Genomic DNA, 12,642 nt, shown 5'->3' with positions numbered 1-12,642 from the left:
TCCCGTCATCCGAGTTCTTCGAGGGCTGCTGCGAACATGCTCAGCGCTTGTGCCACATGGGGCAATCGCAGGGGCTCCACCGCAGTGAGGGACTCGGTCTGCTCCTCGGGGGTTGAGCCGAGCAGTGCCCCGGTGCCCAGCCGCACCCGCAGGGCGCCCAGTTCGTCGCCGAACCGGTGGCCGCCCGGGGCGGGGGCGCCGAGCCGGTCCGTCAGGTACTCCTCCAGCTCCATGGAGTCCGTGACACCCCGGGCGGCGAGCCGGGGCCGGAGCGGGCCTAGGTCGGCGTAGAGGTGGCGGCCGGCCTGCGGGGGCCTGGCCAGCGCGCCGGAGGTGAGGACGGCGCGGTGCGCGGCGGAGGCCACCCGCGCCTGGATCGCCGCGGCTCGCCGGACGCGGTCGGTGACGGGCGACGGCTCCCGCAGCGCGTGGGCGGCGGCCCGGGCCACGGGCTCGGCCACCAGGGCGCCGAGGGCGGTCAGCACGTCGAGCACCCGGGCGCGGCGGGCGGCGGAGCGCCCGGTGCCGGGGAACCGCGCGACGGCGACCGGCCAGGCGGAGGGGGTCAGGGCGCCGGCCAGGTCGGTGAGGACGGTGACGTCGTCGGGGCACATCTCGGCGGGGCTCAGCAGCACCGTGTCGTGCGGCCGGTGCACGGTGTCGCGCCAGGTCTCGTCGCTGACGACGTGCAGCCCCTCCGCCACCGCCGCCTCGCAGACCTCCCGGACCAGCTCAGGCGGGGCGACGGTGGCGGTCGGGTCGTCCGCCACGGAGATCAGCAGCAGCCGGGGCCTGCCGCCCTCGGCCCGCACCCGGCGCACGGTCTCCAGCAGGGCGTACGGGTCGGGGATGCCGCCGCACTCGGCCGGGGTCGGCACCAGGTAGGCGGGCCTCCCCAGCAGCCGGGCCTGGGGCATCCAGGCGGCCGGGCAGGGACGCGGCATCAGCACGTCGCCCCCGTACGCGGCCATGAGCGCGAACAGCAGGGGCGAGGCGCCCGGGGCGGCCACGACGTCCTCGGACCCGCCGTGCAGTCCCCGGCGCTGCCAGTAGGCGCGGGCGGCCTCGCGGAGGGCGGTTCCGCCGCCGGGCGGTTCGGGCCGGGTCCGGCCTGCCGAGGCCGCCAGGACGCCGACCAGCTCGGGCAGGGCGGGAAGCCCGGGATCCAGGGCCGGGGGCCCGTACCGGACCGGGCCGCGGTCCTGCCGGACGGGGTCGGTCCGCTTCCGCCGGCTCCCGTTCATCCCGGACCTCCTCCGCGCGCGTCGCCCTGTGGCCTTTATACGGAGGTTCCCCGGCCCGCGCCCGCGCACCGGCCGGATCTCCGCGCCGACTGCTTCCTGGGGGGCGGGGCGGTCGACGGTCCGGCCGGGGTGCGTCATCCCGCGAACGGTGTCCCGGGCAGTCCCCGCCCCGCGTCCGGCAGCACCAGCAGCGAACCGGAGAGCGGATGCGGGGACGCGAGACCGGTCCGGGCCGTGGAGATGTACAGGTCACGGAGTCCGGGGCCGCCGAAGGCGCAGGCGGTGGGCCTGCGGACGGGCAGCTCCACGACCCGGTCCTGGCGGCCACCGGGGGTGTAGCGCCGTACCGCCGCGCCCTCCCAGAAGGCGACCCAGACACAGCCCTCGGCGTCCACCGTCAGCCCGTCGGGCCACCCCTGGCCGGGCGGGACGGTGACGAAGGGGCGGCGGCCGTGTATCCGGGCGCCCTCGACGTCGAACACGTCGATCCGCCGGGTCGGGGTGTCGACGTAGTACATGAGGCGGCCGTCCGGGCTCCACCCGGTGCCGTTGCTGACGGTCACCGCGGCGGGCATGCGCGCCACCGTTCCGTCCGGCGCCACACGGGACAGCGTGCCCCCTCCGGCCGCCTCGTCGTAGCGCATGGTGCCCGCCCAGAGCGCCCCGTCCGGCGCCACGGCCGCGTCGTTGCCCCGCCGCCCGGGCACGGGGTCGGTCACCAGCCAGGAGAAGGCTCCGTCGGCGGCGTAGAGGCCGACGCCGTCCCGCAGGTTGACCACCAGGCCGCCTCCCGCCCGGGGTTTCGCCGCGCCGACGTGCTGTCCGGTCGCCATGACCGTACGGCGGCCGGTCGAGGGGTCGTAGGTGTGGACGCGGGCCGAGAGGATGTCGACCCAGATCAGCCTGCCCGTCACCGGGTCCCAGGTGGGGCCCTCGCCGAGCTCCGCCCGCTCCCGGACGGCTATGTCCCAGGACGGGCTCACGCCTGCCCCCGGTGGTGTCCGAGCCGGCCGGACAGGGCGTCGGCGCCGCTCGCGGCGAGCCGGGCCAGCTCCTCCTCGCGCTCCTCGCTCCAGCGGATCATCGGCACCGAGATGGAGAGCGCGGCGACGACCCGCCCGGAGCGGTCGCGCACCGGCGCGGCGACGCAGCTCACGTCCGGGTTGGACTCCCGGTGCTCGACGGCGACGCCCCGCTTGCGTACGGCGGCGAGCGCGGCCCGCAGGTCCGCCGCGTCGGTGATGCTGTTGTCGGTCATCGCGACGAGTTCGCGCCCGTCGAGCCGGGCGTCGAGCTCCGCCTCGGGCAGCGCGGCCAGCAGCAGCTTGCCGACGGATGTGCAGTGGGCGGGCAGCTTGCGCCCGGCGGCGGAGACCATCCGGACGGCGTGGGTGGAGTCGACCTTCGCGATGTAGATGACCTCGGTGTCCTCCAGGATCGCCACATGGACCGTCTCGCCGCAGGTCTCGGCGACCTCACGGGCCACCTGCTGGCCCTCCGCGGCCAGGTCGAGCTGTTCCGCGTACCGGCTGCCGAGCTGGTAGGTGCGCACCCCGAGCCGGTAGCGGCCGGGCTGCCCGGGGACCGTGACCAGGTAGGAACGCGCGGCGAGTGTGGTGAGCAGCTCGTGGACCGTGGTCCGCGGCAGCTGGAGTCTGCGGGTGACCTCGGGGGCGGACAGGGTGCCGTCGCTCTGCAGGAAGAGCTCGAGTACGTCCAGCGCCCTGGTCACCGCGGGGACGAGTCGCCCCATGATCACCCACCCCATTCTGTTCGACCCTCCGGCCAATGACCGGAATCACGAACGCAGGCTAATGGCATGCCACTTGTCCGGGCAACGCTCCTGACCCGGCCCGCGATCAGACATAGGGGCAATCCACCGCATATGCCGTCACTCTTCGGGTTTCCGGCCGATCGGGGTGTGCGCGCCTCCTGGTTCGCGGCCCGTCGGCAGGGTATTCGCTGTGCCATGTCGACTTCGAACCCACTCCCTTCGGCCGGGTCCTGGCAGGCCCGGCTCCACCGGTACGACCTCGCCGCGTTCCAGACCGTGGCGGAACGGCACTGGCCGGGCGCCGAGCGCGTCCTGCCCCGGCTGAGCCGCAGCGCGAACCACGGCGTGCTGTGGTTCGGCGCGGCGGCGGGCATGGCGGCGCTGGGCACCAGCGCCCGGTCCCGGAGGGCCGCGCTGCGGGGAGTGGCCTCGCTGGCGCTGGCGTCGGCGGCGATCAACACCGTGGCCAAGAAGGCGGTGCGCAGGGAGCGCCCGATACTGGATCTGGTGCCGGTGATACGGCGGTTGAAGCGGCAGCCGTTCACCACGTCCTTCCCGTCCGGGCACTCCGCGTCGGCGGCGGCGTTCGCGACCGGGGTCGCCCTGGAGTCGAAGGGCTGGGGCGCGGTCGTCGCGCCGGTGGCGGCGGCCGTGGCCGCGTCACGGGTGTACACCGGGGTCCACTACCCCAGCGACGTCCTGGCCGGTGCGGCGCTCGGCATAGGGGCGGCGTTCGCTCTGCGGGGTGTCGTCCCGACCCGTGGGCAGCTGCCAGCACCGGGCAGACCCCCCGCCCAGGCACCCGCGCTGCCCGCCGGGGAGGGGCTCGTGGTGGTCGTCAACCGGGCGTCCGGGACCGCGACCGCCACCGCGGGACTCGTCCGTGACGCGCTGCCGCTCGCCACGGTCATGGAGTGCGCGCCCTCCGACCTCGCCGGCTGCCTGGCGGAAGCCGCCGAGCGCGGCACGGCACTGGGGATCTGCGGAGGGGACGGCACGGTCAACCTGGCGGCCTCGGTCGCGGCGACGCACGGGGTCCCGCTCGCGGTGTTCCCCGGGGGCACCCTCAACCACTTCGCGTACGACCTGGGCATCGAGGCGGTGCACGACACGGTCATGGCGCTCACCGCGGGCGACGCGGTCCGGGTCGACCTGGGGCGGTTCCGGCCCGGCCCGGACGGGCCGTCGGGGCCGGACGGCTACTTCCTCAACGCGTTCAGCCTGGGGGTGTATCCGGAGCTGGTGCGGACCCGGGAGCGCTGGGCGCCGCGGATCGGCGGCTGGCCGGCCGGCGTCCTGGCGGCGTACGAGGCGCTGCGCGGCGAGCGCCCGCTGACGGCCGAACTCCAGGGCAGGAGGCGGCCGTTGTGGCTGCTCTTCGTGGGCAACGGCATGTTCCAGCGGGTGGGGCCCGCGCCGGGCCGCCGCCACAACCTCGCGGACGGCCTGCTGGACGTACGCGTGGTGCACGGCGGCCGTACACCGGGGCTCCGACTGCTCGCGGCGGCGGTCGCCGGACCGCTGACCCGCTCCCCCGTCCACGCGGCGGTACGGCGGCGCCAGGTCCGCGTCTCCGGCCTCGCGGAAGGGACCCCTTACGCCTACGACGGCGAAGTCGCGCATTCCGGGACGGAGTTGCAGATCGACAAGGTGCCGGAGGCACTGAGCGTCTACTGCCCGAGGCCGGTCTGATGCCGCTCGTATGGTGAGACGCCTATCTCAGAATGCGGAGTGGGCGCGTACGGTGGCCGGACCACCAACCGCTCACACGCACGCGTTCCGAGAGAGGACGTACGGCCATGCCGGAGGAAACCGCCGTCTACACCCACGGTCACCACGAGTCGGTGCTGCGCTCGCACCGCTGGCGCACCGCCGCCAACTCCGCGGCCTACCTCCTGGCCGAACTCCGCCCCGGCCAGAGGGTGCTGGACGTCGGCTGCGGTCCGGGCACCATCACGGCCGACCTCGCCGCGCTGGTCGCACCGGGACGGGTGACCGGCGTCGACAGCAGCGGTGACGTCCTCGGCCAGGCGGCCGAGGTGGCAGAGGAACGGGGCCTGGACAACGTCGAGTTCGCCGTCGCCGATGTCCACGCCCTGGACTTCCCCGACGACACCTTCGACGTGGTCCACGCCCACCAGGTGCTCCAGCACGTGGGCGATCCGGTCCAGGCCCTGCGGGAGATGCGGCGGGTGTGCCGGCCGGGCGGTGTCGTCGCGGCGCGCGACAGCGACTACGCCGCGATGGCCTGGTACCCCGAGGTGCCGGGCATGACCGACTGGCTGGATCTGTACCACCGGGTCGCCCGCGCCAACGGCGGCGAGCCGGACGCCGGCCGCAGGCTGCTTTCCTGGGCGCGGCGGGCGGGCTTCACGGACATCACCCCCGGCGCGGGCTCCTGGTGCTACGCAGGGAAGGACCGGGCCTGGTGGAGCGGCCTGTGGGCGGACCGTACGACGGCTTCGGCGTACGCGGAGCGCGCGGTGGAGGGCGGGCACGCGACGGCCGGGCAGCTGGCGGAGATCGCGGACGCCTGGCGGGCGTGGGGCGGGGAGCCCGACGCGTGGTTCATGGTTCCGCACGGCGAGCTGCTCTGCCGGGCCTGACGGGCGGGGCCCGGCTCCTTCACGCCGGCGAGGACCCGGGGCGCCCGCCCTGTCACGGCTGCTCGGGCCCGGCGAACGCGGCGATCAGGCTGTGCGGCGTGTCGTCGTGGCCGTCCCCGTGTGCGTCGGGCTTCCCGAAGGCCGCGGCCTCGGCGCCGCGGGGGAACATGGTCTCCTCGTACGCGGTGAGCGCGGCCTCGATGTCGTCGGGGTGCGTGGCGATGAGCTCGCCGAGTTCTGCGCCGTCGAGCATGGCCAGGTTGGCGCCTTCGCCGTTCGGTGCCGAGAGGTGGGCGGCGTCGCCGAGCAGGGTCACCCCCGGCACCCGGTCCCACCGATGCCCGGCGGGCAGGGCGTGGAGGGGGCGCAGGACCGGCGCGACATCACTGTCGGTGATCAGCGCGGTGAGTTCGGGGGCCCAGCCGTCGAACTCCTGGGCGATCCGGGCGGTGGCCGCGGCGGCGTCGGCGAAGTCGACGGCGGTGAACCAGTCCTGCGGTTCGGACAGCCCCACGTAGGCGTGCAGGGTGTCGCCCTTCTCCCGGTGGGCGAAGATCTCCCGGCCCGGTGTGTGCACGATCATCGACCCGCCGCCGACCGCCTTCGCGGCGGCCGGGTGCCGGGTGCCGGAGTCGAACAGATAGGTCTCGACGACCGACTTGCCGGTGTATTCGGGTGCGACGGCGGACAGCAGCGGCCGGACCCGTGACCACGCGCCGTCCGCACCGACCAGCAGGCTCACGGCGACGGTGCCGCCGTCGGCGAACGTCACTTCGTGGCGGCCCTCTCCCAGGGCGCGGACGCCGCTGACCTTGTGGCCCCACCGGACGGTGCCCGCCGGGAGCGAGTCGAGCAGGACCTGTCGCAGCTCGCCGCGTTGCACCTCGGGACGCCCGCCCGTGCCGTCGTCCGCCTTGTCGAACAGGACGGTCCCGTCCGGGTCGAGGAGCCGCATCGCCTGGCGCCCTTCGAGCACGAGGCCACGGAACTCGTCCGTCAGTCCGGCCGTCGCGAGAGCGATTTCCCCGTTGTGGTCGTGGATGTCGAGCATGCCGCCCTGCGAGCGTGCGGCCGGTGAGGACTCCGCCTCGTAGACCGTGGCCGGTATGCCGTGGAGGTGCAGGACGCGGGCGAGCGTGAGGCCGCCGAGCCCGGCGCCGATGATCGTGACGTCGGTGGTCATGGGTGCTTCCTTTCCGAGGACGGGCCGCCGGCGCGGTCGAGGGCCGACGCCGGCAGATCCACTGTCCGGGCGGCCGTCGACAGACCACCGACAGATCACCCGCCACCACCGACAACCGCCCGACAGCGGTCGCGGTTCGGGGCGCGGGGCTCACGGGACCTCAGCGAGTTCCCCCGCCCACACCGGTCGAGGCCGGCCCCCTTGACCGGCGCCGGGTGCCGGGCGTTCGGCGCGTCGCGGGTCGCCGCGGAGCCGTCCGGCGGAATCGATCACGCTTCGCCGAAGGGACAACTAACCTCGTGGGCATGGAGATCCTGGGAACCACGCTGCGTATCTGCGTCGACGACCTGGAGGCCTCGGTGGCCTTCTACGAGGGCCTCACCGGCACTCCCGCCCTGCGCTTCGAGCGCGGCGGGGTCTCGGTGGCCGCCATCGGCTGCTTCCTGCTGATGAGCGGGCCGCAGGCGGAGATCGAGGTGCTGCGGAAGGTGTCGGCGACCATCGCGGTGAAGGACGTGGAGGAGGCCCACACGGCGCTGACCCGGGCGGGGGCGAAGGTCATCGCCGGGCCCGTCCCCACCCCGGCCGGCCGCAACCTGATCGCTCTGCATCCGGACGGTTCGGTCTTCGAGTACGTCGACCGCAGCACCTCTGCCTGACGGCCGCTCAGTCGAGGTACTCCAGCACCTCGTCGGCCAGTTCGCCGGTGGGCCGCTCGCCGTCGAGGCGCACGGTTCCCGGCCGCAGGGTCTCGGTGGCGGCCACGCAGCGGGCGATCTGCGCCTTGCACCACCTACGGGCGAGTTCGTCGCGCTCGGGGTCCCCGGGCACGACGACCCGAGCGTCGAGCCGGGCCTCCAGCGTGCGGGCGGGGACGTCCAGGAAGAAGTGGTGGGCCTCGACCCCGGCGGCCTCCAGTGCCCCGAAGACCTCCTCGGCGTAGCCGGGGTCGACCAGCGTCATCGGCGCCAGCACCGGACGCCCGTAGGCGCGCACCAGGTCGACGAGCATGCCGGCGACCTGGCTCCGCCACAGCGGCAGGTCCTGGAAGTCACCGGTGGGCACCTCCACGATGTCCCGCAGGACGAACCCGGTCTGCTCGGGGTCGTAGACCAGGGCGTCCGGCCTGCGCCGGTGGAGCTCGTCCACGAGCCTCGTCTTGCCGCTGCCGAAGGCGCCGTTCACCCAGATGATCACCGGAGCAACGTAGCGGACGCGTCAGTCCTCACGAAGGGCCGCCACCACGAGGTCGGCGAGCAGGGTGCCGGCGGTGCCGTCGGGGTCCAGGTCGGGGTCGTAGATGGTGACGTTGAGCCCGACGCAGCGGGGCGAGCGCAGCAGGGTGCGCAGGATCGGTGCGAGCTCCTCGGGGAACAGGCCGCCGTCGTCGGGGCTGTCCACGGCCGGCATGACGCTCGGATCGAGGACGTCGGCGTCGAAGTGCACCCAGAACCCGTCGAGGCCCGGCACCTCCAGGCTCTGCACCACCTCCCGGGCGAGGTCGGCCGGGCCCCGCTCGCGGATCTCCCCGACCGTGGCGTTGGGGATCTTCAGGGCGGCCATCTCGGCGCGGTCCTCGTCGCCGTCGCGCATCCCGAAGAGCCGGACGTCCTCGTCCCTCAGATAGGGGCCGAGCCCTTCCAGGTCGGTGAGGTCGGTCTGGCCGCGGCCGGTGGCCAGCGCCAGTTCCTCGCCGCCCGCGGCTCCGATCCGGTCGCTGTTGCCCGGGTGGCGGAAGTCGGCGGAACCGTCGACCGCCGCGAGCCCGTACCGCCCGATGCGCCGCAGGGCGAGGGTGCAGCCGAGCTGGATCGAGCAGTCCCCGCCGAGGACGAGCGGGAAGTCGTTGGCCCTGACATGGGTTTCGACGCGGTCGGCGAGCGTACGGGTGTAGCGGGCGATCGCCGCGGCGTTGAACACGCCGTCGCCCTCCCGCCAGTCCCCTAGGTCGTAGCGCGGAGGCACGACGACGCCGCCTTCGGTGGCGCCGAGCCGCTGAACGATCCGCCTCTCGCGCAGCGCCCCGGCGAGTTTGCAGCAGCCGGGGACGGTTCCGGGGGCGGGGGGCCGCAGGCCCAGGTTGGACGGGGCGTCGATGACCACGATATTGCGCATGCGTCCCATCCTCGCCGTCGTACCCTTCGTTCCCCAACGGTGTGAGGGTTTTCGGGAGCGGCCCCCGGGGGCGGCTCCGACGACAGCTCCCCGGCGGTTTCGAGAACGGCCTCCACAACGGCTTCTGAGCAGAAGGACGGACAGGACGATGAGCACGCAGCACACGTACCGGGTGATCGTGCGGGGCACCTGGCAAGGTCTGACCGCCCCGGACCGGGAGCGCCTGCTCGCCGAGGTGGACGCGCACGGGCTCACCGCCATGCAGTTCACCGAGGAGGGCTCCCTCGCGTACGACGCCACCCTGAAGCACTTCAGCTTCCGGTACGTGGTGCGGTCCGACCCCGAGGACGGCGACGAGATGGCCGGCGCACTCGCCGAGGACCGGGCCGAGACGGCGCTCCGGGACCGCGGGCTGCCCCACGGGGAGCTGCGTTCCACCGTGACCGACATGGACACGATGAAGGTCAACTACAAGGGGCGGCGGGGACCGGGGGCGGCGTGACGGCGGGCCGACGGCTGCCGCAGGAGCGTCGACCGGGTGTTTCCGTGCTCTCAGCTCTGTCACGGGCTCACCGTTCCCCGGCCCGCGCTCCCTGACCCGGGAGCGGGTGCCGTACGTCGAAGCACGGCTCGGCGGCACGACGTGATGCGCCCCGGGCACACCCGGCACAGCTGACCGCCTGTCACCACACGGCGGCCGCCTGGGAGTATGGAGAGCCACCGCCGGACCGTTCACCGAACCCCTGACGACCTCCCCTTCCCATGCCCCCGGAGACACCGCCATGCCCCGCGTCCTCCTCGTCGAAGACGACCTCTCCGCACGCGAGGGCGTCGAGCTCGGACTGCGCCGGCGCGGGCACCAGGTCCTCGCCACCGCGACCGGCGAGGCCGGGCTGGAGGCGCTGCCCGCCTTTCGCCCCGATCTCCTGCTGCTGGACCTGATGCTTCCCGCCATGAGCGGAGTCCAGGTGTGCCGCCGGGTACGCGAGAGCAGCCAGATGCCGATCATCATGCTGACCGCGCGCGGCGACGACGTGGACATCGTCGTCGGCCTGGAGGCGGGAGCGGACGACTACATCGTCAAGCCCGCCCGGACGGAGGTCATCGAGGCCCGCATACGCGCCGTGCTGCGCCGTGTCGAAGTGCCGGCCGGCGCGGCGGTGCCCGCCGTCGAGCAGCACGGTGAACTCGGCATCGACCGCGCCGGTTGGACCGTGCTCAGGTCGGGCGCCCCGGTCCCCCTCGCGCCCTCCGAACTGAAACTGCTGCTGTGCCTGTCCGCCGTACCGGAACAGGTCTTCAGCAGGCAGCGGCTCCTGGAGGAGGTCTGGGAGCACAGCTACCACAGTGACGTCCGCCTGGTGGACGCCTGTGTGCGCCGGCTGCGCGCCAAGATCGAGGACGACTGCGCCAGTCCTCGGTACGTCCAGACCCTCCGGGGCCTCGGCTACCGCTTCGGTCCGCTGTGAGGAAGCCGAGAGTGGCCGCCGCGTTCGGGCTGCGCACCCGGCTGGTGATCGCGTTCCTGCTGGTGGCCGCCGTCAGCGCCGTCACCACCGCCGCGTTGACCTATCGGGAGGCGCGCAGCGCGGTCCTCGTCCGGGCTCAGGACACGGCCGTCGCCTCCTTCCGCGAGGAGGTCGAGCAGTTCGTCCCCGAGCTGCCCCTGGACCCGGATGCGCTGCGGTGGTACCTCTACGACATCGCGGCGCGTGCCAAGCCGCATCCGTGGATCGTCTTCGCCGAGTACGGCTCCCTGCGCGCGTCCTCGGGCGACCGGCCCGTCTCCGGTGTCGTGACCGCCGAGCTGCGCCGGGCCGCGCTCACCTCGCCGCACGGCAGCTTCGAGCGGGTCGTCAAGGACGGGAGCGCCTATCTGACGATCGGCATGCCGGTGATGACGCGGATCATCGCCGGCGGCCGCGCCGTACCCAGCGGCCTGGTCCTCTTCGCCGTGATGCCCATGACGAACGAGGAGGTGGACATCGACGGTCTGGTGACCGCCGCCCGCGACGGCGCGCTGCCGGGGCTGGCCGTGGCCCTGGTGCCCGCGCTGCTCGCGGCGCGCAGCGTGCTCCGCCCCGTCCGGGCACTGCGACGTGCCGCGCACTCCATGGGCGGGGGCCGGTTCGACACGCGTATCCCCGTGCACGGCCGTGACGAGATGGCGGACCTCGCGCGGACGTTCAACGAGTCGGCGGCCCGACTCGAGGACTCCGTACAGGAGTTGCGTGACGCCGGGACGCGGGCCCGGCGCTTCGCCTCGGACGTCTCGCACGAGCTGCGCACCCCGCTCGCCGGGATGCTCGCCGTCACGGACGTGGTCGACGAGGACGCCGGGGCCCTCTCCCCCGACACCGCTCGGGCGGTGCGCCTGATCAGCGCCGAGACCGCCAAACTGGCCGTCCTGGTGGAGGATCTGATGGAGATCTCCCGCTTCGACGCCCGCGCGGCGGAGCTCAACACCGACGAGGTGGACGCGGCGGAGGCCGTGCGCGGCACCCTGTCCGGCAGGCAGTGGCTCGGCCGGGTCCACGCAGAGCTGCCCGACGGCCTCCGTATCCGCCTCGATCCTCGCCGCTTCGACGTCGTCGTGGCCAACCTGGTCGGCAACGCCCTGCGCCACGGCGCCGAACCGGTCACCGTGCGGCTGTCGGCGCGCGGAGGCGCGCTGATCACCGAGGTGCACGACAGCGGCCCCGGGATCGCGCCGGACGCGCTGCCGCACATCTTCGACCGGTTCTACAAGGCGGACACCGCACGCTCCCGCTCGTCGGGCAGCGGCCTCGGGCTGGCGATCACCGAGGAGAACGTACATCTGCACGGTGGCAGGGTGCGCGCGGAGAACCCGCCCGGCGGCGGAGCGCTGTTCACCGTGGAGCTGCCGTTCGAGGGGCCCGCGTCCCCAGGCGGGGAGACGGACGGCCGTCCCTCCGCGCAGAGCGGCTCGGGCCCGGCGGACAGCCGCGACCGGACAGGGGCCACGACGTGAGGAGACCCGCCTTCCCCGGGCGCCGGGCCGTCCCGGTCGCCGCGCTTCTGGCGCTCGCCTCCGGCCCGCTCGCGGGCTGCGGTATCCAGGAGACGGACGTGATCGAGGCCGGCGGCCCGGCGGTCGCCGATCTGCTCCCTCCGCGCGAGGGGCGTGTGCTGCTGTTCTTCTTCTCGCCCGACGACGCGCTGCTGCCCGTGCCACGGATCGTCGAGACCCCGTGGCCGAACGGCGGCTCGGGCACGGTCGGGCCGGACGGCTCGGTCCACACGGACGAGCCCTCCGGACAGGACGGCCTCGGCGGTTCGTCCCCGGCGGGTGGGGCCGCGGACGAGTCCCTCTCGCCGCTCGCGGCCGTCACCGCCCTGCTCGCCGGTCCGGACGCGGCCGAACGCCGGGCCGGGTTCCGCAACGCTCCCTCGCTGCCCCGAACGGCATCCGCCGTCGACCGGATCGAGACGGATGGCAGCACCGTCGTGGTCACGCTGCGCCTGCGGGTGGCGGGGCTGACCGGCCCCGCCCGGGACCAGATCGTCTGCACGGCCGCGTACGCGGCGCGTGCGCAGGGCGCCGTGTCCGTGAGCCTGGCCGGGCAGGAAGGGCGCCTCGCCCCGGCCGACTGCCCCGTGCGGGCGGTCCCGGTCCAGGCACGCTGAACCGGGGCGCAGGCGCGGGAGCGTGTGCTCATCCGCGCGGGAAGGCGGCGGCCCGCAGGAACACGCGTTCCG

13 protein-coding genes are annotated in these 12,642 nt (G+C 74.2%); 7 read left to right on the top strand and 6 right to left on the bottom strand.

What is annotated here, in order from left to right; all coding sequences use genetic code 11:
• Window positions 1–5: 5 nt before the first annotated feature.
• The 3 genes from SACTE_RS28355 to SACTE_RS28345 form a co-directional block, all read right to left on the bottom strand.
• Entirely contained in the window at window positions 6–1,244 is a 1,239-nt protein-coding gene (locus tag SACTE_RS28355; protein WP_014049450.1) for a pyridoxal phosphate-dependent aminotransferase, read from the bottom strand.
• 134 nt (window positions 1,245–1,378) lie between these two features.
• On the bottom strand, window positions 1,379–2,227 hold the full coding sequence (locus tag SACTE_RS28350; RefSeq protein ID WP_014049449.1) for an SMP-30/gluconolactonase/LRE family protein: 849 nt from the start codon (window positions 2,225–2,227) through the stop codon (window positions 1,379–1,381).
• A complete protein-coding gene (locus tag SACTE_RS28345; RefSeq protein WP_026359074.1) occupies window positions 2,224–2,997 on the bottom strand; it encodes an IclR family transcriptional regulator in 774 nt (257 codons plus the stop codon). The genes SACTE_RS28350 and SACTE_RS28345 overlap by 4 nt, the downstream gene beginning before the upstream one ends.
• A gap of 216 nt (window positions 2,998–3,213) precedes the next feature.
• Here SACTE_RS28345 and SACTE_RS28340 point away from each other — a divergent pair, with 216 nt between their 5' ends.
• Window positions 3,214–4,710 carry a bifunctional phosphatase PAP2/diacylglycerol kinase family protein gene (locus SACTE_RS28340; protein WP_019993025.1) on the top strand — a complete coding sequence of 499 codons (1,497 nt, stop codon included), beginning with the start codon at window positions 3,214–3,216 and terminating at the stop codon, window positions 4,708–4,710.
• Window positions 4,711–4,817: 107 nt separating this feature from the next.
• Window positions 4,818–5,624: a methyltransferase domain-containing protein gene (locus SACTE_RS28335; protein WP_014049446.1), complete on the top strand. Its 807-nt coding sequence runs from the start codon at window positions 4,818–4,820 to the stop codon at window positions 5,622–5,624.
• 52 nt (window positions 5,625–5,676) lie between these two features.
• Here the strand turns inward: SACTE_RS28335 and SACTE_RS28330 are convergent, their stop codons facing one another.
• Window positions 5,677–6,807, bottom strand: a complete 1,131-nt coding sequence (locus SACTE_RS28330; protein WP_014049445.1) for an NAD(P)/FAD-dependent oxidoreductase — start codon at window positions 6,805–6,807, stop codon at window positions 5,677–5,679.
• Window positions 6,808–7,112: 305 nt separating this feature from the next.
• Here SACTE_RS28330 and SACTE_RS28325 point away from each other — a divergent pair, with 305 nt between their 5' ends.
• A complete protein-coding gene (locus SACTE_RS28325; protein WP_014049444.1) occupies window positions 7,113–7,466 on the top strand; it encodes a VOC family protein in 354 nt (117 codons plus the stop codon).
• A 7-nt stretch (window positions 7,467–7,473) separates the two neighbouring features.
• On the opposite strand, the gene SACTE_RS28320 is transcribed toward SACTE_RS28325, so the two are convergent.
• Window positions 7,474–8,004: an AAA family ATPase gene (locus tag SACTE_RS28320; RefSeq protein WP_014049443.1), complete on the bottom strand. Its 531-nt coding sequence runs from the start codon at window positions 8,002–8,004 to the stop codon at window positions 7,474–7,476.
• Between the two features lie 21 nt (window positions 8,005–8,025).
• Entirely contained in the window at window positions 8,026–8,922 is an 897-nt protein-coding gene (locus SACTE_RS28315; RefSeq protein ID WP_014049442.1) for an arginase family protein, read from the bottom strand.
• A 148-nt stretch (window positions 8,923–9,070) separates the two neighbouring features.
• Between SACTE_RS28315 and SACTE_RS28310 the strand changes: the two genes are divergently transcribed.
• The 4 genes from SACTE_RS28310 (at window position 9,071) to SACTE_RS28295 (ending at window position 12,570) form a co-directional block, all read left to right on the top strand.
• Window positions 9,071–9,424 carry a DUF6204 family protein gene (locus tag SACTE_RS28310; protein WP_014049441.1) on the top strand — a complete coding sequence of 118 codons (354 nt, stop codon included), beginning with the start codon at window positions 9,071–9,073 and terminating at the stop codon, window positions 9,422–9,424.
• Window positions 9,425–9,704: 280 nt separating this feature from the next.
• On the top strand, window positions 9,705–10,391 hold the full coding sequence (locus SACTE_RS28305; protein ID WP_014049440.1) for a response regulator transcription factor: 687 nt from the start codon (window positions 9,705–9,707) through the stop codon (window positions 10,389–10,391).
• Window positions 10,388–11,914, top strand: a complete 1,527-nt coding sequence (locus tag SACTE_RS28300) for a HAMP domain-containing sensor histidine kinase (protein ID WP_026359075.1) — start codon at window positions 10,388–10,390, stop codon at window positions 11,912–11,914. The genes SACTE_RS28305 and SACTE_RS28300 overlap by 4 nt, the downstream gene beginning before the upstream one ends.
• Window positions 11,911–12,570 carry a hypothetical protein gene (locus SACTE_RS28295; protein ID WP_014049438.1) on the top strand — a complete coding sequence of 220 codons (660 nt, stop codon included), beginning with the start codon at window positions 11,911–11,913 and terminating at the stop codon, window positions 12,568–12,570. Before SACTE_RS28300 ends, SACTE_RS28295 begins: the two co-directional genes overlap by 4 nt.
• Window positions 12,571–12,642 lie beyond the last annotated feature (72 nt).

The organism is Streptomyces sp. SirexAA-E, from assembly GCF_000177195.2.
Classification (GTDB): Bacteria; Actinomycetota; Actinomycetes; order Streptomycetales; family Streptomycetaceae; genus Streptomyces; species Streptomyces flavovirens.
Note: the sequence above shows the minus strand (reverse complement) of the source record. Positions and strands in the feature narration are given on the sequence as shown.

Excerpts from the sequence above, each read along its gene's own strand:
- SACTE_RS28330 (WP_014049445.1), bottom strand. The coding sequence starts at position 6,807 with ATGACCACCGACGTCACGATCATCGGCGCCGGGCTCGGCGGCCTCACG.
- SACTE_RS28345 (WP_026359074.1), bottom strand. The coding sequence starts at position 2,997 with ATGGGGCGACTCGTCCCCGCGGTGACCAGGGCGCTGGACGTACTCGAG.
- SACTE_RS28355 (WP_014049450.1), bottom strand. The coding sequence starts at position 1,244 with ATGAACGGGAGCCGGCGGAAGCGGACCGACCCCGTCCGGCAGGACCGC.
- SACTE_RS28340 (WP_019993025.1), top strand. The coding sequence starts at position 3,214 with ATGTCGACTTCGAACCCACTCCCTTCGGCCGGGTCCTGGCAGGCCCGG.
- SACTE_RS28310 (WP_014049441.1), top strand. The coding sequence starts at position 9,071 with ATGAGCACGCAGCACACGTACCGGGTGATCGTGCGGGGCACCTGGCAA.
- SACTE_RS28305 (WP_014049440.1), top strand. The coding sequence starts at position 9,705 with ATGCCCCGCGTCCTCCTCGTCGAAGACGACCTCTCCGCACGCGAGGGC.
- SACTE_RS28315 (WP_014049442.1), bottom strand. The coding sequence starts at position 8,922 with ATGCGCAATATCGTGGTCATCGACGCCCCGTCCAACCTGGGCCTGCGG.
- SACTE_RS28335 (WP_014049446.1), top strand. The coding sequence starts at position 4,818 with ATGCCGGAGGAAACCGCCGTCTACACCCACGGTCACCACGAGTCGGTG.
- SACTE_RS28325 (WP_014049444.1), top strand. The coding sequence starts at position 7,113 with ATGGAGATCCTGGGAACCACGCTGCGTATCTGCGTCGACGACCTGGAG.